This window comes from Paraburkholderia unamae, from assembly GCF_003268775.1.
Classification (GTDB): Bacteria; Pseudomonadota; Gammaproteobacteria; order Burkholderiales; family Burkholderiaceae; genus Paraburkholderia; species Paraburkholderia unamae.
In genome coordinates this window covers 70,387-92,774 of the sequence record NZ_QLSU01000025.1, presented here as the reverse complement: position 1 = coordinate 92,774, position 22,388 = coordinate 70,387, and the positions used below count along the sequence as shown (strand labels likewise).

18 protein-coding genes are annotated in these 22,388 nt (G+C 64.6%); 11 read left to right on the top strand and 7 right to left on the bottom strand.

Features of this window, described 5'->3' with window-relative positions; genetic code table 11:
• Positions 1-21 precede the first annotated feature (21 nt).
• From C7401_RS32035 to C7401_RS32020, 4 genes are all read left to right on the top strand, one after another.
• Positions 22-1,167: an ABC transporter substrate-binding protein gene (locus C7401_RS32035; RefSeq protein ID WP_112175496.1), complete on the top strand. Its 1,146-nt coding sequence runs from the start codon at positions 22-24 to the stop codon at positions 1,165-1,167.
• A gap of 48 nt (positions 1,168-1,215) precedes the next feature.
• Positions 1,216-2,019, top strand: coding sequence for a class II aldolase/adducin family protein (locus C7401_RS32030; RefSeq protein WP_112175494.1), 804 nt, complete (start codon positions 1,216-1,218; stop codon positions 2,017-2,019).
• 77 nt (positions 2,020-2,096) lie between these two features.
• The gene (locus C7401_RS32025; RefSeq protein ID WP_112175492.1) at positions 2,097-3,449 is read left to right on the top strand and encodes an aromatic ring-hydroxylating dioxygenase subunit alpha; all 1,353 of its coding nucleotides are present in this window, start codon (positions 2,097-2,099) and stop codon (positions 3,447-3,449) included.
• 41 nt (positions 3,450-3,490) lie between these two features.
• A complete protein-coding gene (locus C7401_RS32020; RefSeq protein ID WP_112175490.1) occupies positions 3,491-4,102 on the top strand; it encodes a hypothetical protein in 612 nt (203 codons plus the stop codon).
• A gap of 50 nt (positions 4,103-4,152) precedes the next feature.
• Here the strand turns inward: C7401_RS32020 and C7401_RS32015 are convergent, their stop codons facing one another.
• The gene (locus C7401_RS32015; protein WP_258397311.1) at positions 4,153-5,118 is read right to left on the bottom strand and encodes a LysR family transcriptional regulator; all 966 of its coding nucleotides are present in this window, start codon (positions 5,116-5,118) and stop codon (positions 4,153-4,155) included.
• A gap of 388 nt (positions 5,119-5,506) precedes the next feature.
• Between C7401_RS32015 and C7401_RS32010 the strand changes: the two genes are divergently transcribed.
• From C7401_RS32010 to C7401_RS32000, 3 genes are read left to right on the top strand one after another with little or no spacing between them, the layout of a single operon-like run.
• Positions 5,507-6,037, top strand: coding sequence for an MDR/zinc-dependent alcohol dehydrogenase-like family protein (locus tag C7401_RS32010; protein ID WP_146758036.1), 531 nt, complete (start codon positions 5,507-5,509; stop codon positions 6,035-6,037).
• Between the two features lie 3 nt (positions 6,038-6,040).
• A complete protein-coding gene (locus C7401_RS32005; RefSeq protein ID WP_112175486.1) occupies positions 6,041-7,342 on the top strand; it encodes an amidase in 1,302 nt (433 codons plus the stop codon).
• 1 nt (position 7,343) lies between these two features.
• Positions 7,344-8,270, top strand: coding sequence for a PDR/VanB family oxidoreductase (locus C7401_RS32000; protein ID WP_112175484.1), 927 nt, complete (start codon positions 7,344-7,346; stop codon positions 8,268-8,270).
• A 53-nt stretch (positions 8,271-8,323) separates the two neighbouring features.
• On the opposite strand, the gene hydA is transcribed toward C7401_RS32000, so the two are convergent.
• From hydA to C7401_RS31975, 5 genes are all read right to left on the bottom strand, one after another.
• A complete protein-coding gene (gene hydA / locus C7401_RS31995; protein ID WP_112175482.1) occupies positions 8,324-9,775 on the bottom strand; it encodes a dihydropyrimidinase in 1,452 nt (483 codons plus the stop codon).
• Between the two features lie 40 nt (positions 9,776-9,815).
• On the bottom strand, positions 9,816-11,318 hold the full coding sequence (locus C7401_RS31990) for an NCS1 family nucleobase:cation symporter-1 (protein WP_112175480.1): 1,503 nt from the start codon (positions 11,316-11,318) through the stop codon (positions 9,816-9,818).
• Between the two features lie 70 nt (positions 11,319-11,388).
• Positions 11,389-12,666, bottom strand: coding sequence for an NAD-dependent dihydropyrimidine dehydrogenase subunit PreA (gene preA, locus C7401_RS31985; protein ID WP_112175478.1), 1,278 nt, complete (start codon positions 12,664-12,666; stop codon positions 11,389-11,391).
• A 57-nt stretch (positions 12,667-12,723) separates the two neighbouring features.
• Complete coding sequence (locus C7401_RS31980; protein WP_112175476.1) at positions 12,724-14,109, bottom strand: NAD(P)-dependent oxidoreductase; 1,386 nt, start codon at positions 14,107-14,109, stop codon at positions 12,724-12,726.
• 123 nt (positions 14,110-14,232) lie between these two features.
• Positions 14,233-15,498: a Zn-dependent hydrolase gene (locus C7401_RS31975; protein WP_112175474.1), complete on the bottom strand. Its 1,266-nt coding sequence runs from the start codon at positions 15,496-15,498 to the stop codon at positions 14,233-14,235.
• 346 nt (positions 15,499-15,844) lie between these two features.
• On the opposite strand from C7401_RS31975, the gene C7401_RS31970 reads away from it, so the two are divergent.
• The gene (locus C7401_RS31970) at positions 15,845-16,570 is read left to right on the top strand and encodes a TetR/AcrR family transcriptional regulator (protein WP_112175472.1); all 726 of its coding nucleotides are present in this window, start codon (positions 15,845-15,847) and stop codon (positions 16,568-16,570) included.
• A 24-nt stretch (positions 16,571-16,594) separates the two neighbouring features.
• Here C7401_RS31970 and C7401_RS31965 read toward each other — a convergent pair whose 3' ends face one another.
• On the bottom strand, positions 16,595-17,539 hold the full coding sequence (locus tag C7401_RS31965) for a LysR family transcriptional regulator (RefSeq protein ID WP_112175470.1): 945 nt from the start codon (positions 17,537-17,539) through the stop codon (positions 16,595-16,597).
• A gap of 417 nt (positions 17,540-17,956) precedes the next feature.
• On the opposite strand from C7401_RS31965, the gene C7401_RS31960 reads away from it, so the two are divergent.
• The 3 genes from C7401_RS31960 to C7401_RS31950 are packed head-to-tail and all read left to right on the top strand — an operon-like array spanning position 17,957 to position 21,332.
• A complete protein-coding gene (locus C7401_RS31960; protein WP_133254617.1) occupies positions 17,957-18,262 on the top strand; it encodes a DUF485 domain-containing protein in 306 nt (101 codons plus the stop codon).
• Position 18,263: 1 nt separating this feature from the next.
• A complete protein-coding gene (locus C7401_RS31955; protein ID WP_258397310.1) occupies positions 18,264-19,856 on the top strand; it encodes a sodium:solute symporter family transporter in 1,593 nt (530 codons plus the stop codon).
• 36 nt (positions 19,857-19,892) lie between these two features.
• Positions 19,893-21,332 (top strand): CoA transferase, encoded by a 1,440-nt coding sequence (locus C7401_RS31950; RefSeq protein ID WP_220092878.1) that lies wholly within the window; start codon positions 19,893-19,895, stop codon positions 21,330-21,332.
• The last annotated feature ends 1,056 nt before the right edge of the window (positions 21,333-22,388 follow it).

The following is a 22,388-nucleotide window of genomic DNA, read 5'->3' as shown; positions in this document are numbered from 1 at the left end:
CACAAGAACGGAACACTCGACATGAAACGCACGCTTCGCATTACCTTCGGAATCCTTATTTCATTGGGAATCTGCCGCGCCACGCTTGCCGCCGACGACATCAAGATCGGTGGCCTGCTGGAGACGTCGGGCTTCGTGGCCTCGCTCGGCCAGCCCGCGCTCGAGGGCGCGCAACTGGCCGTGGATCAGGTCAACGCGGCGGGCGGCATCAAGGGCCGCAAGTTGAGTCTCGTGAACATCAACACCGAAAGCGACAATACCAAAACCGTGTCGGCACTCAAGCGTCTGACCACCCAGGAAAATGTGATCGCGATAATCGGACCGTCGAGCAGCGGCTCGAACTTCGCAGTCGTCGACGCGGTCGAGCGCGCGAAGGTTCCGATGATCGGCATCGGCGCCACACGCGGCATCGTGCTGCCGCCCGAGCGCCGCAAGTACACGTTCCTCGCACCGCTCACCGACGTCGTCGTGCAAAGCGTGATGCTTCAGGACATGAAAAAGCGCGGCATCACGAAGATCGCGATGCTGCATTCGGATGTCGCGTTCGGCACCAGTGCGAGCGACAGCCTGGAGAAGCTCGTCAAGGACTACGGCATCACGCTCGTCGATAACGAAACCTTCGGCAACGGCGACACCGACATGACGCCGCAGCTCACGAAAATCCGCGGCGCCGCGCCGCAGGCGACGGTGATCTGGGCAACGGGCCCCGGCCTCGCCATTGCAACGCGCAACTATCGCGCGCTCGGCATCAAGGCCCCGCTCTATCTCACGCACGCCGCGAACGATTTCAACTTCCTGCGTCTGGCGGGCGACGCCGCCAACGGGGTGCTGCTGCCTTCGTCGAAAATCTACGTCGCCGGCGAACTGCCCGACTCCGATCCGCAAAAGCGAGTACTGACCTCGTTCTCGGCAGCGTATCAGGCGAAATACGGACACCCTCCGGCCACGTTCGCGGGTAACGGCTATGACGCCGCCATGCTGCTCATCGACGCGATCCGCCGCGCCGGCGACAAGCCCGAGGCGATCCGCGACGCACTGGAAAACGTACAGGACTACGTAGGTGTGACGGCGCGCTACACCTATGGCCCGCAGGATCACTTCGGCACGCGCCCGGACAGCGTGGAAATGCTCACCGTCGAGCAGGGAAAGTTCACGCTCGCGCATTGAAGCGCGCTCTCCAACGTCGCTTATTCCTCGCGGGAATCAACGCCAGCCATGAACCGCAATCCATTCGTATTCGCACCCGTCGCGCCGTCGCACGCCAACGACGCGAACGGCGACCCCGCCGGGCTGCGCGAGCGCCGCAAGCGCACCGCTTCGGCGGCCTTTCACCTGCTCGCCTCGCTGCATATGAACCTGGGCGTCTCGGGGCATCTCTCGGTGCGCGATCCGGTGCGCGCCGACTGCTTCTGGGTCAATCCGTTCGGCGTCGGCTACGGCGCAATGCGCGCGGCCGATCTCGCGCTCGTTTCGCACGATGGCGACGTGATCGAAGGACACGCGATCAACGCCGCCGCTTTTGCGATCCACGCGCAGATCCATCGCGCGCGCCCCGAGGTCGTGTGCGTGGTGCACGGCCACCCCCCGCACGCCACCGCCTGGTGCGCACTCGGACGCTTGCTCGATCCGATCAACCAGGACGTGTGTGCGCTCTACGACGATCACTGCGTCTACGCGCAAGACAGTGGACTCGTCGTCGAGCTGAGCGAGGGCGAGCGCATTGCCGGTGCGCTCGGCGCACGCAAGGCGGCCCTGCTGCGCAATCACGGCCCACTGACGGTGGGACGCAGCGTCGAGGAAGCGCTCTGGTGGTTCCTGCTGATCGAGCGCTCGGCGCGCATTCAAATACTGGCGGAGGCGGCCGGGAAGCCCTCGCTGCTCCCGTCTCAAACCGCGCACTCGATCGCGCAAGGCATCGGCTCACCGGCCTTCGGTCATTTTCAAGGCTCGACCTGTCTCGCGGAATACGCGGCACTGGGACACGAGCGCGCTTTCACGCCTCAGGAAAACCGTAGCTAGCGGGCTTATTTGTGAATGTCGCCCAGCGCTTGGCGCCGCTAGCATCGTATTGGAACCGTCATCCCCAGAGTGAACCCATGACTCAGAAAACCATTTTGATCAAACCCTACTCGGCGTACGAGCGGGAACGCCAACCGGCGGAAAATGCGGAGCTCACGCACGTCGAGAAAGGCTCGCCGATGGGCGAGTATCTGCGCCGCTTCTGGCAGCCTGTCGCGCTCAGCACGGAACTCGGCGAATTGCCCAAGGCCGTGCGCATGTTCGGCGAGGATCTCGTACTGTTTCGCGCGAAGAACGGCAAGCCGGGCTTGCTCGAAAAGCATTGCAGCCATCGCGGCACCTCGCTCGAATTCGGCATCTGCGAAGACGAGGGCTTGCGTTGCTGCTACCACGGCTGGCTGTTCGGCGTGGACGGCACGATACTCGAAACGCCGGGCGATCCGCCCGATTCGCAATTGCGTTTTAACGTGTGCCATGGTGCGTATCCGCTGCACGAATATCGCGGCATCATCTTCGGCTACTTCGGGCCGCCTCAGGAGAAGCCCGAGTTTCCGCTGTTCGACACCTACGCCATCGACGACGACCGGCTCGTGCCGTACTGCCTCACCTATCCCTGCAACTGGCTACAGGTGCACGAAAACGTAATGGACCCGGCGCACGCGGTGTTCCTGCATACGCGCATCAGCTTCACGCAATTCGCGGAAGCCTGGGGCGAGCTGCCCGACATGGATTTCGTGCCGACGCCCGCCGGCATGATCTACGTGACGACCCGGCGCTGGAAGGACAAGGTGTGGGTGCGCTCGAACGACATCATCCTGCCGAATCTCGCGCAGGTCGGCCACATCTGGGAAGATGGTCAGGATGACAAATGTTTCGCGCGCGTGGCGATCACGCGCTGGACTACGCCGATCGACAACCAGACTTGCCGCATCATCGGCTGGCGTCATTTCCACCCCGACGCGGACCCGCGCGGCATTGCCGACGAAGCGCAATGCGGCGTCGAGTCGGTCGACTTCTTCGGCCAGAACGGCGCGCGGCCGTACGAGGACCGCCAACGCATGCCAGGCGATTACGACGCACAGGTATCGCAACGGCCAATTGCCGTTCATGCGCTCGAAAACCTCACGCGCTGCGACCGCGGCGTCGCGATGCTGCGCCAGTTGCTCCGTCGGGAAAGCAACAAGGTTGCGCAGGGCGGCAAGCCTTCGGTGTCGCCGCTGCGCACGGACGGGGCCACGCCGACCTATGCGCACGACACGGTCATCAGCGCCCCACCGCGCGAAGACGACGCGGCGTTCATCCGCGAGGTCGGCAAGACGATCACGGGCATCGTCGTGCGCGGCGAGCATCACGAAGCCGCGGACCGCGACCGCCAGGTGCGCGCGCGCATCGAAGACTACGCGCAGTCGCTCGCCGGCACCACGGTCTGAATCCCCATCGACACCGCTGTTCTTTCAAAGGCACACGAAACATGAGTCAACCCATTCACCCCGGCACGGTTGCCTGGACCGGCGACAACCCCGGCATTTACCTGAAGGAGCGCGACGACGGCGAATGGACCAGCCTCGCCGCCAGCTTCAAGATCAACTACTCGCCTTTCGGCATGGGCAAGGGCGTGCTGCTACTGGAAAAGCCGGGCGTAGCGGCGAGCCTGCCGCAAGCGTGCAACGTGTGCATCGCCGACAACGAAGCGCTCGCACGCTATCTGATGGAGCATTTCTTCAGCAAATTCGCGGCATTCCGCATTTCGGCGGGCACGGCCGCCGTGCAGTATCTGCCGCTCACGGATTCGCGCTCGGTCGGCGACACGCGCTCGCGCTACCAGGAGATTCTCTGTTCAGGCGATCTGGAAGTGGTGATGACGTGGAGCCGGCTTGGCACGCCCTACGCGGTCGACATGCCCGCGGAAAAAGGCCCGACGTTAAAGCACGAGATGTACAGCCTCTTCATCGACGCGCAAGACGCCAGCATCGAGGTGAACGGCCGCGCGCTGGCAGGCAAGGTCACGACGCGAAACTTCGACGGCGGCAAGAAAAGCTCGGCGTTTCTGGCGTTTTCCGAATCGTGGATGGAGATGCCCTGAGCGTCGACGGAACCCGGGCCCTCAGCCTCGCATAACACCGGCTCCGACGATCACGGCGATTCGATCGTGAGCGTATCGACGATGGACGCGATGCGCTCGACGATTGCCGCCGCGACACGCGGATAGTGATAGCGGTACGAATACGCGACCACGATATTGGGCTGACGTACAAGCGAGTCGAACGGGCGCGAAACGATACGGCCGATGCCCGGCACCATGTATGGCGGACAGAAGTTGAGCAACGAGAAACCGTGTCCCGCCGCGACAAGGCCAAAGAGCATGTTCAGCGACGTGACCGAATGCGCGATGCGTGGCAGCACGCCGTGCGAGCTGAAGGCCGAAAGCATGTATTCGCGCGTACGTGGGAGGTCGAGCAAGATGAACGGTTCGGTGTTGATTTCGGCGGCGGGAATATGCGTGCGCGCGCAAAGCGGATGATGGGGCGGCAACACGACCTGCAATGGCGCGCCGCGCAACGTCATGATCTGGATGCCCGAAGGAATTTCGAAGTCGTACAGCACGGCCAGATCGAGCGTGCCGGTGCGCAGTCCTTCGATCAGGTATTCGTGGTGGCCTTCGGTCCACGTGAGCTTCGCATTGGGAATGTCGGCGCGCACCGTGTTCAGAAGCGACGGAATGACGAGAGGCGCAAACGTGGTCAGACACCCGACTTTCACCTGCCCGCGCAGCGCGCCGCGATCGAGCGTGCCGGGCACAAGCAACTCGTTCGCGTTTTGAAGCACGGCGCGGCATTGCACGGCAAACTCGCTGCCCGCTTCGGTAAGCAGCAGCCCGCGCGCGTGTTGCCGGTTGAACAGCGTGACGCCCAGCGTGCCTTCGAGATGCGCGATCGCCGCTGAGACGGCGGGCGATGAAACATGAAGCACGGCCGCGGCCTTTTGCACGGATTGATGCTGGGCGGCGGCGAGAAAGTACGAAAGTTGTCTGAGCGAAAAATCCGGCGCCCGGATCGGCCCGTCGCTGTTTTCCTCCGGGTCGGGTCTGGAAAAGTTCATGTTGGGCGAGCAGTTCGATTGCGGCGGGATAGTCGCGGCGAGTCGGTAAAGGAAAAGGCAAATGTCACCAGAGAATACATGTGTGAACGACGATCCGGCAACCGGTGAGTCCGCCAGGCAGACGAGGCGCCCGATGCCAGGTGGCGCGTATTGCCTCGGCGAAGCGGTCGTGCTCGACGGCGAGACGCGTGTGCCCGTGCTCTCCCGGATCGCATCCACGACGGAGCATGCCACACCGCTTTCGCCACAACGCTTGACGTTCACCGTTCCAACGCGCGATGGCGCGGCGTGCGTACCCTCGCTAACGCCGAGTCATGCGCTGAGCGTGCCGCCGCATCTTTGCGAACACGACGCGTTGCTGTTGCCGGGCGACTGGACGAAAGCGTGGGTGGCGCTGATGAAGCGGCTGAATCTGCAAGCCCACGAAACCGTGCTGATTCACGAGGCGCACACGACAACCGGCATGCTCGCAACGCTGCTCGCCGCAGAAACCGGCGCCCAGGTGCTGGCGCTTTGCGATTGCGCGCATGCCGCGCGCCGCCTGATCGCGCTCGGGGCCGGCGAGGCGGCGACGTATGCGTCGGCCTGGCCGGAGATCATGCGCGAGCACGGCGGAGCCGATGTGGTGCTCGATCTGGCGGGCGGACGCCATGCGGGCGAGTCGACGCTCTGTGCACGACGTCATGCGCGCATCGGCGTGATGGACGCGGCGACCCGAGATCTCTTCGACGAAACGCAGTGGCGGCGTTTCGTCTCCCGTCAGCTTGCATTGATCATCACCGACTGGTCGCCCCTGCGCGAGGCCGCGAGCGCAAGCGAGGCGGCGCAGGAATTCGAGGCGATGACGCGCACTTCCGCCTGGGATCGATTTAAAAGCTGCCGCCGCGAATCCCCTATCGAATCTCTCTGTGACCATTGACCCATGAACACATACCATGACGCTGCGCCGCTCACGGCGCTCGCTATCCGCCACGGGCTCGTACAGGGGCACCTCACGCACGACGACGTGCTCGATCGAATCGACGCCCGCATCGCGTCATGCGAGTCCCACGTCAAAGCATGGGTGGCGTTCGACACGAGCACGGCGCGCACCGATCTTTCAAAGGGAAACACCTCGACTACGGGCGACGCGTTGCTCGCGGGCGTGCCGATCGGCGTGAAGGACATCTTCACGACGCGCGATTTTCCAACGCACTACGGCTCGCCGATCTACGCGCACGGCGTCGTGGCTGACGACGCCGCGTGCGTCGCGCTCGCACGCGCGGCGGGCGCACTCGTCATCGGCAAAACGGTGACAACCGAATTCGCGTACTTCCAGCCCGGCCCGAGCGCCAATCCTCACGACGTGCGGCGCACGCCCGGCGGTTCGTCTAGCGGATCGGCAGCGGCGGTCGCGGCCGGCATGACACCGCTTGCATTCGGCTCGCAAACGGCCGGGTCGTTGATCCGCCCGGCGTCGTATTGCGGGGTGTTCGCGTTGAAGCCGACCTACGACGCGTGCAGTCTCAACGGTGCGAAAGCCATGTCACCGTCGCTCGACACATTGGGCTGGCTTGCCCGATCGGCCGATGACCTCGAACTGCTGCGTGCCGCGCTGACCCTGGAGCGTTTCGACGCGCTACCGGAACTCGAAAACCGTGCACTGCGCATCGCGATACTGCCCGGTTACGAACAGGAGCCGATCGAGGCCGCCGCACACGATGTGCTCGATAGCGCGCTAGTCCGTCTTTCGCGAGCGGGCGTGTCGATCATTTCGCTCGACGTGCCCAATGACATGCATGTGCTGGTCGATGCGCAGAAAACCGTGCAGGCCTATGAAGCGGCGCGGTCGTTCAAGTCCGAATGGCGCACGAAGCGCGATTTGTTGAGCGCGCCATTTGCGAGGCTGATTGGCGACGGCCTCGCGACAACCGGCACGGCGTACGACACGGCGCGCGAACTGGCCGCCCGCTCGCGCAACGCGTTCGCCGCGCTCACGCGCGAGGTCGATGCGGTGCTGACGCTCGCCGCGCCGGGCGAGGCGCCCATCGGGCTGGAGGCAACGGGCGACCCGGTGCTGAGCCGCTCATGGACGCTGCTCGGCCTGCCGTGCGTCAACGTGCCGGGTTTGCACGGACCCAACGGCCTGCCGCTCGGCTTGCAGGTCATCGGCAAGCCGAAGCAGGAGCGTCGGCTGCTTGCCATTGCCAAACGCCTGAACTGTTTGATCGAACAAGGCAACTGAAATGAAACTGATCGTCGAGAAAAATACCCCCATCGCCCCGGCCGTGCGACTCATCACGCTGCGCGCGCAGGACGGTTCGCAGTTGCCGCCCTACACGCCGGGCGCGCACCTGAAGTTTGCGATTCCGGGCACGCACCTGCATCGCGAGTATTCGCTGACCGGTGATGGCTACCCCGGCCACACGTACGAAGTCGCAGTGCTCAAGCGTGGCGCGGGTTCGATGTGGATGCACGCGTTGCAGGCGGGCGAGCGCGTGGAGGCGCAACTGCACAACGCGTTTGCGCTCGAACCTGCCGAAGACGGCCATCTGCTGATCGCGGGCGGCATCGGCATCACGCCCATCCTCTCGATGGCGCGGCGGCTGGCTCGCGATGGCATGCGCTTCTCGTTGCACTACGCTTCGAAGGCGCCGGCGAGCGCTGCGTTCGGCGCGGAGGTCGCGGCGCTCGGCGCACATTGTCACTTGCATGGCGGCAGCCCGAATGCGCTAAGGGCCAGGCTCGCCGAAGTCCTTGCCTCGCCGCGCCCGGGCGCGCGCCTGTATGTGTGCGGACCGCAGGCGATGATCGCCGAGGTTGTGGGAACCGCGCAGGCTTCTGGCTGGCCTGCCGGGCGCGTTCATGTCGAGCTGTTCGAAGGCGCGCTGGCCGCTTCGGGCGATCAGCCCTTTGATGCCGAGTTGAGTCTGAGCGGTGTGACCGTTCATGTCGAAGCGGGCCAGAGCCTGCTCGACGCATTGATCGCCGCCGGCGTGGAGCCGCTTTACGACTGCAAGCGCGGCGAGTGCGGCATGTGCGTGACGCCCGTGCTTGCCGGAGAGCCGGATCATCGCGACAAGTATCTGTCGGCTGGCGAGCGCGCAGCAAATCAGTCGATCTGCGTTTGCGTGTCGCGCGCCCGCTCTTCCCACATCACGCTTGGCCTCTAGAAGATGGGCGCGTCCCGCCGCCGACGCACCGAAGCGCCGGCGGCAACCACGGACTACGCATCCCCCTCCCGATGCACGGGCTGCGTCTCCTTGAGGCTCTTCGCGAGCCGCGACGCTTGCAGGTATCCAGGGTTCGCGGGCCGCTTCAGATATCGCCCGGCGCCGCGCCGCGCGCGCAGGTCGCCGTCCGCCCACACGAGTTCGCCTTGCGAGACCGTGTGCGTGGGCACACCGCGCACGGTCATGCCCTCGAACACGTTGAAGTCGACGTTCTGGTGATGCGTCTTCACCGAGATCGTGCGTGTGGCCTGCGGGTCCCACACGACGAGATCGGCGTCGGCACCCACGGCCACCGTGCCCTTGCGCGGGTAGAGGTTGAAGATCTGCGCGGCGTTGGTCGACGTCACGCGCACGAATTCGTTCGGCGTGAGGCGCCCCGTGTTCACGCCCTGGTCCCACAACACCGCCATGCGATCCTCCACGCCGCCGCATCCGTTCGGAATCCTTGTGAAATCTTGCCGCCCCATGGCCTTCTGCGATGCGCAGAACACGCAGTGATCGGTTGCCGTGGTGTGCAGCAAACCGCCTTGCAGGCCGCGCCAAAGCGCGTCGCGATGCTCCTTCGTGCGAAACGGCGGGCTCATCACATGCGCGGCGGCGCGTGTCCAGTCGGGATCGCGATACACCGCCTCGTCAATCACGAGATGCCCGGCCAGCACTTCGCCGAACACGCGCTGACCTTCGGCACGCGCGCGTGCAATCGCTTCGAGCGCGTCTTTCGCCGAAACGTGCACGATATACACCGGCACGCCCAGCACCTGCGCAATGCGAATCGCGCGGTTCGCCGCTTCCCCTTCGACTTCGGGCGGCCGCGACAGCGGGTGCGCCTCCGGTCCCGTGAAGCCGCGCGCAAGCAACTGGCGCTGCAACTGGAACACCAGCTCGCCGTTCTCCGCATGCACGGTGGGCAGCGCGCCCAGTTCGAGCGAGCGCGCGAAACTGTTCACGAGTATCTCGTCGTCGGCCATGATGGCGTTCTTGTACGCCATGAAGTGCTTGAAGCTCGACACGCCGTGGTCGTTCACAAGCAGGCCCATGTCGCGATGCACGCTGTCGTCCCACCAGGTCACCGCTACGTGAAAGCCGTAATCGGCGGCGGCCTTTTCGGCCCAGCCGCGCCACTCGCGAAAAGCGTCCATGAGCGGCTGCTTCGGGTTCGGTATCACGAAGTCGATGATCGACGTCGTGCCGCCGGCGAGCCCCGCCGCCGTGCCCGTGTAGAAGTCGTCGCTCGCGGTCGTGCCCATGAACGGCAGTTCCATGTGCGTGTGCGGATCGATGCCGCCCGGCATCACGTACTGGCCGCCCGCGTCGACCACGGTCGCGCCCGCGGGCGCGTCGAGGCTCTCGCCCACGGCCTGGATTACGCCGTTTTCGCAAAGCACGTCCGCGCGCCAGCTTTTGTCCGCGTTGACGATGGTGCCGCCTCGAATCAGGATCGCCATGATGCTCTGTCTCCTTGGGTTGAATCGGCGTGGAAACGGCTCACGCGCTCGCGACGCTCGGGCGGCGGCTCTTGCCGAGCTTCATCAGCACGCCGTAGACGAGCGAGGCGATCGCGAGCCCCACGAACCACGCATAGGTGTAAATGCTTTTGAACGCGTCGGGCACAGAGGGAAACGCGTCCGGAAACGCGATATTCAGGAAGCCCGGCAGGTTCGGCAGCACGCCTGCGGCTAGCGCGATCACGGCCGCGAGATTCCAGCCGTTCGTATACGCGTATTCGCCGTTCTCCTCGAATAGCTGGGCCGTGTCGAGGCGCGTGCCGCGCACGAGGAAGTAATCGACCATGAGGATGCCCGCCACGGGCCCGAGCAGTGCCGAATAACCGACGAGCCAGGTGAAGATATAGCCCTGCGTGGTCGCGAGAATCTTCCACGGCATCATCACGATCGCGATACCCGCGGTGATCAACCCGCCTGCCTTGTACGAAATGCCCTTGGGCCAGAGACTCGAAAAGTCGTAGGCCGGGCCGACGAGATTCGCGGCGAGATTGCAGCACATCGTGTCGAGCGTGAGGATGATGAGCGCGATGCCCACGCCGACGCCTTCCATGCGGCTCGTGAGGTCGATGGGGTCCCAGATCGCCTTGCCGTAGATGACCACCGTGGCCGAGGTCACGACCACCGAAACCACCGAGAGCAACGCCATCGGAATGGGCAGACCGATGGCCTGGCCCACGAACTGGTCCTTTTGCGTTTTCGCGAAGCGCGTGAAGTCGGGAATGTTCAGCGCGAGGGTGGCCCAGAAGCCCACCATGGCGGTGAGGCTCGGCCAGAACGTCGCCCAGAACAGGCCCGCCTTCTTGCCGCCCGCCGCGAACTGCGAGGGTTGCGAAAGCATCGAACCCACGCCGCCCGCTTTCGAGCAGGCCCACCACACGAGCACCACGCACATCACGACCTTGATGGGCGCGGACCAGCTTTCGAGCCAGCGGATCGAGTCGGTGCCGTGCAGGATGAAATAGAGTTGCAGCACCCAGAAAAGCAGGAAGCACGCGCCCTGGCCGATCGAGATGCCGAGAAAAGGCAGCGCGTCGCCCACCAGCGCGTTGTGCGTGAGGATATTGACGAGCGTATAGATGGCGCTGCCGCCAAGCCACGACTGGATGCCGTACCAGCCGCACGCCACGATCGCGCGCAGCATGGCCGGCAACTTCGCGCCGCGCGTGCCGAACGACGAGCGCACCAGCACGGCATAGGGAATGCCGTATTTCGTGCCCGCATGCCCGATAAGCAGCATCGGCACGAGCACGATGAGATTGCCGAGCAGCACCGTGAGCACCGCCTGCCACGGCGACATGCCCTGTTCCGTGAGGCCGGCGGCGAGCATGTACGAGGCGATGTTCATCACCATGCCCACCCACAACGCCGCGAAGTGATACCAGCGCCAGGTGCGCTGCGCGACGCCCGTGGGCGCGAGGTCGTCGTTGTATAGCTCGCTTTCGGCCCGGCGCGCGCTGGCGTCGCCGGCTAGGGGCTGGCTCATGGTGCAGGTTCTCCGTGTCTTGTCGTGGGTTTTATACGGCTCGTTCGGCTTGCGGTATCGCTTCGGTATTTCAGGCCGCCTTGGGGTCGGCCACGCGCGCGGGGTTGTTCGGGTGCGTGGTCCAGTTCGCGTAGCGGCCCGAGTCCACGCGTTCCATCGTGATGCATTGATCGACCGGGCACACATGCATGCATAAATTGCACCCGACGCAGTTCGCATCGACCACCTCGAAGTGGCGCTTGCCGTCGCGCGTGGCGGTGATGGCCTGATGCGAGGTGTCCTCGCACGCGATGTGGCAGAGGCCGCATTGAATGCAGCGGTCCTGATCGATGCGCGCCTTGATGTCGTAGTTGAGGTTCAGGTATTGCCAGTCGGTGACATTGGGCACGGCGCGGCCGCGAATGGCGTCGAGGTTCGCGTAGCCCTTGTCGTCCATCCAGTTCGACAGGCCGTCGATCATGTCGTTGACGATTCGGAATCCATAATGCATCGCGGCGGTGCAAACCTGGACGCTTCCCGCGCCCAGCACGATGAATTCGGCGGCGTCGCGCCAGTCGGAAATGCCGCCGATGCCGGAGATCGGCAAGCCATGGGTTTGCGGGTCGCGCGCAATCTCCGCGACCATGTGCAGTGCAATGGGCTTCGCGGCGGGGCCGCAGTAGCCGCCGTGCGTGCCTTTGCCGTCGACGGTGGGCAGCGGCGCCATCACGTCGAGATCGACGCCCACGATCGAGTTGATCGTGTTGATGAGGGAGACACCGTCCGCGCCGCCCTTGAGCGCCGCGCGTGCGCCGTGGCGGATGTCCGTCACGTTGGGCGTGAGCTTCACGAGGCAAGGCAGGCGCGTGCCCTCCTTCACCCAGCGCGTGACCATTTCGATGTACTCGGGCACCTGCCCCACGGCCGCGCCCATGCCGCGCTCGCTCATGCCGTGCGGGCAGCCGAAGTTCAGCTCCACCGCATCGGCGCCGGTATCCTCCACCTGCGACAGGATCCATTTCCAGTCGTGCTCGGTGCAGGGCACCATCAGCGAGACAATGAGCGCGCGGTCGGGCCAGTCGCGCTTGACCTGGGCGATTTCCTTGAGGTTCACGTCGAGCGGCCGGTCGGTAATGAGTTCGATGTTGTTCAGGCCCGCGATGCGCTGGCCGCGCCACGTGGTCGCGCCATAGCGCGAACTCACGTTCACCACGTGCGGGTCGAGCCCGAGGGTCTTCCAGACCACGCCGCCCCAGCCCGCCTCGAACGCGCGGTTGACGTTATAGGCCTTGTCGGTGGGCGGCGCGGAGGCGAGCCAGAACGGATTCGGCGATTCGATACCGGCAATCTTGCAGCGCAGGTCGGCCATGATGCGACTCCTTCGTTTTATCTGGATTCGATGGGCTCTTCGGGTGGCACGATTGGCTCACGCCGCTCTCACGGACTGGCTCGCGAGGTAGCGGTCGATCGCGCGCGCGGCAAGCTTGCCGTCCTGCACGGCCTGCACGGTGAGGTCGGCCGCGCCGTGGCCCGCACAATCGCCGCCCGCGAAAACGCCCGCGAGGGACGTCGCGCCGTGCGCGTCCACGGCAATGCGCACGCCGCGCTCGTCGAGTTGCAAACCGTCGAGCCCTTCGGGCAAGAGCGTCTGGCCGATCGCCTTCAACACGACGTCAGCTTCCACGCGCGCGATTTCGCCGGTGCCGCGCAACGCGCCGTTCGCGTCGAGCGCAGTGCGCTCGAACTCCACGGTCTGGACATGCGTGCCGCCCGTGATGCGCAGCGGCTTCATCCACTCGACGAGCGTGACACCCTGTGTACGCGCGAATTCCTGCTCGGCCCACGTGGCGCTCATTTGCGCCGCACCGCGCCGGTACGCGAGCGTCACCTGTTCGGCGCCCAGCTTGCGGCTTTGCACCGCTGCGTCGATTGCCGTATTGCCGCCGCCGATCACCACGACCTTGCGGCCCACGGGCAGCGTGGAAAGATCGTCGGCATCGCGCAGGCGCGCAATGAAATCGACGGCATCGAGCACGCCGTCGAGCGATTCGCCTTCGATGGACAGCGCATGCGTGCCGCCCAGGCCCACGCCGATGAACACGGCGTCATACGCCGCGCGCAGTTCGGTGAGCGTGACGTCGCGGCCAAGGCGTTGCCCCTGGCGTAACTCGATCCCGCCGATGGAGAGCAGCCACTGCACCTCGCGTTGCGCGTAGTCGTCCACGGTCTTGTACGCCGCGATCCCGTATTCGTTGAGGCCGCCCGGCTTCTCGCGTGCATCGAACACGCTCACGCTATGCCCGGCGAGCGCGAGCGTATGCGCGCAGGCGAGACCGGCCGGGCCCGCCCCGACCACGGCGACACGGCGGCCCGTTTCGCTTGCGCGCCTGAAAAGCGCCGGGCCGCCTGCTGCTTCGCGCGCCATCTGGAAGTCGGTGGCATGGCGTTGCAGCGCACCGATCTGAACCGGTTCGCCATCCTGATGATTTCTCACGCACGCGCCTTCGCAAAGAATCTCGGTCGGGCACACGCGCGCGCACATGCCGCCCAGCGGATTCGCGCTCAGGATATCGCGCGCCGCGCCCTTGAGGTTGCCGTTGCCGATCTTGCGAATGAAGCCCGGAATGTCGATGCCGGTCGGGCAGGCCGCAACGCACGGCGCGTCGTAACAGTAATGGCAGCGGTCTGAGGCAATCACGGCTGCATTGGCGGACAGCGGTGGCGCGACGTCGGCGAAGTTGCAGCCTAGCTGTTCGGCGGTGAGGCGGCCTGCGGCGATGCCGTCGGCGGCATTCGAGGTGGGCTGGGACATCCGGATGCTCCTTGCGAGGCAAAACACGGGTCCGCCGGCAGCGCGTGAAAGGCGCAGCCGGTACGTGGGGAAAGCGGGAAATTCAGCGCGGCTCTCAGGCCGCTTGCTTCAGCGTCAACCTGTTCAGCCGGGTTCGCTCGCGCGTTCGAGCATGGCGTGCAGCAGCACGTTCGCGCCCGCCTCGATCCATTCGATCGTCGCGTCCTCCACCTCGTTGTGGCTGATGCCGTCGATGCACGGCACGAACACCATCGAGGTCGGCGCGACCGTCGCGAGATAGCAGGCGTCGTGGCCCGCGCCCGAAACGATGTCGCGATTCGAGTAGCCGAACCGCTCGGCCGCCGCACGCACGGACTTCACACAGGCCTCGTCGAACGGAACCGGCGCGTAATAAAAAATCTGCTCGACCTGGGCTTCCAGCTTGCCTTGCTCCGCGATCTTCGCAATGCCTTCGCGCAGTTCGGCGTCCATCTTTGCGAGCACGTCATCGAGCGGATGGCGGAAGTCGATGGTGAAGAACACGCGGCCCGGAATCACGTTGCGCGAGTTCGGGTGCACCTGCATCATGCCGACCGTCGCGCAGGCAAGCGGCGCGTGGCGCAGGCCGATTTCATTCACGAGTTGCACCACGCGCGAGGCGCCCAACAGCGCGTCGCGGCGGCGCGGCATGGGCGTGGGGCCCGCATGCGCTTCCTGGCCCGTCAGCACGACCTCGTACCAGCGCTGGCCCTGGGCGTCGGTCACGACGCCGATGGTCCTGTCTTCGGTTTCGAGAATCGGCCCCTGCTCGATATGCAGTTCGAACGCCGCGTGAATCGGGCGGCCGCCACACGGCAGGTCGCCCGCGTAGCCGATGCGCTGGAGTTCCTCGCCGATGGTCTTGCCTTCGATGTCCTTGCGCGACAGCCCGTAGTCGAGCGTGAACACGCCCGCGAACACGCCCGAGGCCACCATCGCGGGTGCGAAGCGCGAGCCTTCCTCGTTAGTCCAGATCACGGTTTCGACGGGGCGCTCGGTTTCGATGCCGTGGTCGTTGAGCGAGCGGATCACTTCGAGCCCGCCCAGCACGCCGTAGATGCCGTCGAAGCGGCCGCCCGTGGGCTGCGAGTCGGCGTGCGAGCCGGTCATCACGGGCGGCAGGTCGTTGTTGCGCCCCGCGCGGCGCATGAACACGTTGCCCATCTGATCGACGCTCACCGTGCAGCCCGCCTCCTTCGCCCATTGCACGATGAGATCTCGCCCCTGTTTGTCGAGGTCGGTGAGCGCGAGGCGGCACACGCCGCCCTTGGGTGTCGCGCCGATCTTCGCCATCTCCATCAGGCTGTCCCACAAGCGCTGGCCGTTCACGTGGATCGCGGTTGTCAGCGCGGCTTCGCTCACTGCGTTCATACGTACTCTCCTGTGCATGTTCGTCAACCGTGCACTCATGCCACTGTTCGGGGCGCGAGGAACCAGGGCGGTGCACGCTTCGATGGCGCTTCGCGGGTCGCGAAACCCCGCTCTTCGAATCCTGTCCGATTGGACAGGTTGTAGGCGATAAACTTCGCGAATTCAATGCGGTATTACCAGCGAGAAGCGTGCCACCGATGTTGCAGTGCGCGAAAAAGGGCCGCGTGCGTCCACGCGTTTTCCCCAAGGCTCGCGAATGCACGAGACGCTTACATCGTGACTACAATGAACCCGGCATGCACGCGGACCACCGCGCCGCGCCTCTTTTCTTCAGAACGGACCGAATGTGATGCGCGACGACGAAACGACCACGCGAACCACAGCCATTGCGCCGCGCGCCGCCGGGCAGGTGCGGGAAAGGCAGGAAGCCGCTGACGCGGCGCACAAGCCGCAGCGGCGCAAGGCCTCGATTCGCGCATCGAACGAAGCGCATCTGCTCGCCTGCGCCGAGGCCGTATTCGCCGAGCGCGGTTTCGAAGGCGCGAGCACCGCGCTGATCGCGGAGCGCGCGGGCTTGCCGAAGGCCAATCTGCACTACTACTTCCCAACCAAGCTGGCGCTGTACTGGCGCGTGCTCGACGATCTGTTCGAGGAATGGAACGCCGCTGCCGACACGTTCGATGCGAGCGACGATCCGGTCGAAGCGATTGGCGGCTACGTGCGCGCGAAGATGGCGCTTTCGCGGCGCAGGCCGCTCGGCTCGAAGGTGTGGGCCAATGAGATCATCAGCGGCGCGACGCACATGCAGGACATTCTGCTGGAGCGTGTGAAGCCGTGGATGGAAACGCGCGTGAAGCTGATCGACCAATGGATCGCCCAGGGCCTGCTCGCGAGCGTCGATCCGCAAGCGCTGCTCTTCATGATCTGGGCGACCACGCAGCACTATGCCGATTTCGAGGCGCAGATTCGCGCGCTCTCGGGCAAGCGCGCGCTATCGGCAAAGGCCTTCGAGGCGACGACCGAGGAAGTCGTGCGCATGATTCTGCGTGCGAGCGGCGCGCGCTCGCCGTGAAAACGCTCGGCCGGTTGCGGGCGGCTAGCGCGTGGAGACTTCGCGCGGCACCTCACCGGCGCGAGGCTGCGCCTCGGCCGCCGTCCCGAAGTGTTCGCGCAGTGTGTCGATGAAACACTTCAGCGCGAGCGACAGAAATACGTCGCGGCGGCGCACGAGCAGCGTTTCGGCCACACCCTCGTCGTCCGGCAGCGCATGAATGGCGATCTTGCCCGCCTCGGCCATTGGCGCGACAACCGACCTCGGCAGCAGACTGATCGCAAGGCCCGCGCGAACGCAACCCAGCAACCCGTCGAGCGTGCCCAGTTCCATGCGCTTGATGCTGGTCACGCCTCTGCGAATCAAGAGGCGTTCGAGGCGCTCGCGATACGCACAGCCGTGACGGAAGATGGCGATCTTCAGCTCGCCGCGCGACTCGGCCCATGGGTAGCGGTGACCATGCTGGGCGTGCCGGACCCAGGGCGCGGTCACCACGACCAGTTCCTCGGTCACGAGGCCTTCCGATACCAGATCGACGTGATCGACCGGTGCGCACACCAGCGCGCCTTCGATTCGCCGTTCGAGCACGTCCTCGATCAAGGACTGCGACGTCCCCGTCGAGAGCGAGATGTCGACTCGTGGATACTCCAGCGCATAGTCGACGAGCGCGTCCGGCAAGCGGGCGGCGGCGGTCGACTCCATCGAGCCGATGCGCAGGATGCCGCCCGGCGTCGATTCGCTGACAATGGCGCGGCGCGCCTCGACCATCATGTGATCGATCTGGCTGGCGTAGGGAAGCAGTTGCGATCCCGCGGGCGTGAGCGACACGCCTCGACCATGACGATGGAATAGCGGTACGCCGAGTTCTTCCTCCAGACGGCGAATCCGTTGGGTGACATTGGACTGCACGGTATCCAGAAACAACGCCGCCTTGGTGATGCTTCCCGTGCGCGCCACCGCCGCGAAATAAGTCAGATCTCCTGAATCCATGCAATCCGCCCTCCCCAGATGTTCGATTCCAGACAACACGCGTTCAGCGTTTTGACCGGATGACGTCGCGCTGAACACGCGTGGAAGCGGGCAATGTTCATGCCATGGCTACCGGGTGGTTTGAAACCGGAAAATGCACCGCGACGTCACTTCACCGCCCGCGATTGACGCATCACCCACAGCGGCAGTTCGACTGTGGTGCACAAGTCACGCCTGTGTCGTGCATTGAATTGCCGCACGAAAGCGGATTCAGGCGTGCTGTTTGCCCAGATACGCCGTTAAAAAGCGGCGAGCCATCATTCAATCGAATGGCTTCTATCTCCACGAGTGAACGCGCGGGTCAGTGGCATACCCCCTGCGTCGCCTCCGGCGTGTTTACGCACTTCCTCCTCCTGACCGCACCGGCCGGGAGCATGTTTGAACCCACTACCCGAGACGCTCGCCAAGCGCACACCCACTATGGATACTGCAGGCATCCCCCTCTGCGCGTCGTCATCCGACCGCGACGAACACACCGGCCTCGGCATCACCTTGACCGTCATTCAGGTCGCCGTGTTTTTCACGTTTATCTCGCTATGCACGTTTCATCCCGCACTGCTGGAAAAAGACGTTTTCGACATCGGCATTCCGCTTTCCTTTCTGAGCGGACTGGCGGTCATCGCATGCGGAATCGTATTGACCGCCGTGTACGTCGGCGTTGCCAACAGCGGCGCAGGAGAGTGAAGTGAAAGCCCTTTGTTTATTGCTTATTCTGCCGGGCCTCGCCTCGAATGCAATGGCTGCCGGCATGCATGCACAGGCCACGAGCGGCATCGCCATCGCGCTCTTTCTGGGCATTATCGCCATCACGCTCGGCATTACGTGGTGGGCCGCCAGGCGCACCCGCACCGCAAGCGACTATTACACCGCGGGTGGGCAGATCACCGGCCTTCAGAACGGTCTCGCCATCGCCGGCGACGCGATGTCCGCCGGCGCGCTGCTCGGGCTGACCGCGCTCGTGTTCTTCAAGGGCTTCGACGGTCTCGTGTACGCCGTGGGCTACACCACAGGACTGCCTATCGTCGTGTTCCTGATGGCAAGCCGCATGCGCAAACTGGGGCGATATACGTTTATCGACGTCGTCGGTGCGCGTTTGAACGGCCCTTCGATACGTGTGTTTTCCGCGTGCGCTTCACTGATTATCGTGCTGTTCTACCTCGTCGCTCAAATGGTGGGCGCAGGGCAACTGATCGAAATCCTGTTCGGCATCGACTATCTATATGCAGTGCTGCTGGTCGGCGCGCTCATGATCCTGTATGTCACCTTCGGCGGCATGATGGCGACTACGTGGGTGCAGATCATCAAGGCCGTACTGATGATTTCCGGCTGCGCACTGCTCTGCGTGCTCGTGCTGAAACAAACCGGCTTCAGCTATGGCGCGCTGCTTGCGGATTCCACCGCGGTGCACAAGGCGGGTCACGGCATTCTCGCCCCGGCCTCGTTCTCGAAGAGTCCGCTTTCGGCGTTTTCGCTGGGTATCGCGCTCATGCTCGGCACGGCCGGCCTGCCGCACGTGTTGATGCGCTTCTTCACCGTTCCCGACGCGAAGGCCGCGCGCAGCTCGGTGCTGTGGGCCACCATCCTGATGAACAGCTTCTACGCCATGATTTTCATCATCGGGTTTGGTGCGCTCTATTTGCTGCGCAAGCATCCGCAGTTCCTCGACGCGCACGGCGGCCTGATCGGCGGCGGCAACACGGCCGCACTGCATCTGGCCTACGTGCTGGGCGGCGACGCGCTGTTCGGCTTTCTCGCGGCCGTGGCCTTCGCGACGATACTCGCAGTCGTCTCCGGGCTCACCTTGTCGGGCGCGACCGCCATCAGCCACGACATTTGCGGCGCCCTGACCCGACACCGTCACGACCCCGAAAAAGCGGAGAAGACGGAAATGACCGTGATGAAGATCGCGGTCGTCCTGATCGGCGCTATCGCCGTCGCCCTGAGCCTTGCATTCAGGACGCAAAACATCGCGTACATGATCAGCCTGGCGTTCTCGATTTCGTGCTCGTCCACGTTCCCGGTGCTCATCCTCGCGATCTACTGGAAGCGCTTCACGACACTCGGCGCGCTGTGCGGCGGCGGCGCGGGTCTCGCCGCATCGTTGCTGCTGACGATCCTGGGCCCGTCGATCTGGGTTGCCGTGCTCGGCTTTCCGGCTCCCGCGGTGCCGATCGACCCGCCCGCCATCATCACCGTGCCGCTCGCGTTCGCGGTCGGCATCGTGGTCTCGCTGCTCGAACGCAGCCCGGCGCGCGTACCCGCCGGCGAACTCTCCTAATCCCACCCGAATCCCTCTCGTCACAAGGCAAACAGCATGAACGCACTACACAGGAACGGCGCCTACGCCGAACTCATGGCCATCCGCGGCGGCACGCCGCCTGGCGCCGACGAGGTCCATATCACCGGTTCGGACCCGCTCTACGCGTCGCCATTCCGGATCGGCGAAACGTCGGCAGGCGTGCTTGCGGCGCGCGGCGTCGCGGCGAACGACCTTTGGGAACTGCGCACCGGGCGCAGGCAGGCAATCAGCATTGACGTGCGCGCCGCGGCGGCAACCTCGCGCTACGGCGGCGACATGACATTGCGGCGCGATGAGCACGGCGAATACCGGCCGATTCCCTATTCCGACGCGATGAAGCACATGGTCTCGCTCACGCAGCCATGGCAGGCGCGCGACGGCCGCTGGGTGTTGCCGCATACCAATCTCGCGCACCTTGAACGCCGGGTGCTCGATGTGCTCGACAGCCAAAGCACGGTCGAGTCGGTCCGTGCCGGCGTGGCGCGCTGGGATTCGGACGCACTTGAAGACGCCATCGCCGCCGCGCAAGCCTGCGCGGGCAAGGTTCGCACACCTGAGGAATGGCTGGCGCATCCACACGGTGCGTATCTGGCAAGCCGGCCCGTGGTCGAGATCACCAAGCTCGCCGAGGGCGAACCGGAACCCCTGCCGACCGGCGAGCGTCCCGTGTCCGGCATCCGCGTGCTCGACCACACGCGCATTCTCGCGGGGCCGACTGCCGGGCTGGGGATGGCCGAGCATGGCGCGGACGTGCTGATGGTCACCGCTTCGCAACTGCCACAGGTCCCTTCGTTTGTGCGCGACACGAGTCACGGCAAGCGCAGTTGCTTCCTCGACATGGGCCGCGCGGAGGAAGCCGCGCGATTGCGCGATCTCGTCAAAGACGCCGACGTCGTGATCGACGGCTATCGCCCGGACCGGCTCGCCGCACACGGCTTTGGCGTGGACGAACTGGTCAGGCTGCGCCCCGGCCTGATTCACGTTTCCGTGAACTGCTTCGGTTCCGGCGGCCCCTTCGCGGATCGCGCCGGCTGGGATCAGGTCGCTCAGGCGGTCACCGGCATGTGCGTAACGCAGGGGCTCGCGACCGGCGCGGGTAGACCGCAACTCACGCCCGTGTTCACCTGCGACTTCCTCACCGGCTTCCTCGCCACGTTCGGCGCGTTGATCGCGCTCGCGCGGCGCGCCCGCGAAGGCGGCACCTATCGTGTGCAGGTGTCGCTTTGTCAGTCCGCCATGCTGCTGCAACGTCAGGGTCTGCTGGATGACTTCGCCAATGCGCCCGGCGGCCTGACTCCGGCCGAGTTCGAAGCGCTCGCGGTCCGCAGCGACGGCACCGTGTACGGCGACCTGAAAACGCTCGGGCCGGTCTTGCGCATGTCGGAAACACCGTGCACGTGGTTCGGGACGACTCCTGAACTGGGCAGCGGCGAGCCGGTGTGGTTACCGCGTTAAGGGCGAGTGTGGCGATGACGGCCGGGCTCACCTGTAGCGGGTTCGGCCGGATCCGAATTGCGCCATAGTTCCCCGAGCACCTCGATTGACCATTTAGTCGCGATCTATGGCATGCGCGAATGCCTGGCGCGACTTTCTTTCGCGCGGCGTGGGTAGACCTGCCCGCGCGTGTCGTCGATGACCTGAAGACGATGGTTTGCACCAAGTCTCGCCGGCTACCCGGGCGGCACCACAGTCGATGCGTGGAGATTGCCTGTCTGAACTACGGCGGTTGACGCCAGCGCGTCACCTATCAGGTTGCGCGTGGCGCCGCTTCGCTGTTCGGCAACCCTTCTCTTCTTGATGACTGCCCTCGCCTCGGGCCGGCGTTCCAGCGTGATAATGACTTGCTACATGTAATGCACTACACATTACGTAGCAAAAATCACATTGAGCTTGTGAATTACGGAAATGACTGCAAGCACGGCGCGCCCATGTTGATCGCCCGGCTTCATCCGGCGCCGAATACGCCTGGCGCGTGAAACAATGGGGCGCGATTCACGCTAACCCATTGATTATATTTCCATTCAGCAATTCGCTGATTTGTCGCCGATTGTTTCACAACGTCTGATCCCCGGACGAGCGATTAGACGCTCAAACGGGCGATCGGCCGAATGATCGGCCAAATGTTCCAAAACCAACGAATCATAGACACGGGACCCCAGTCGGCCCTGCGTCATGCTGGCGCGCGGCCCAAGCGGCCGTTTCCACCGCCATCCAACGCTCTGCAACCACGCAGTTGCATCGCTGACGCCCCAATCTGCCACTGAAAACCCGTCCGCAGCGGCCATCCGGATCTCAAAAACTGACGAGCTACTGAACCAGTTTCGAGGTTTTTCCGGCAACCCCAGGAGCGAAGCGGGTTTCAAGATGGTGACAGACCGAAAAGTTAACTTGCACAGCCCGAGGTTAACCTCTATTCTTCTGTGAAATTCAACACGCAGTAGCTCATTTTCGATTTCTTTGTTGAAACGAATACTCGGAAGCGAAACTCGCACCGGGAGGCTAATTGGGAGC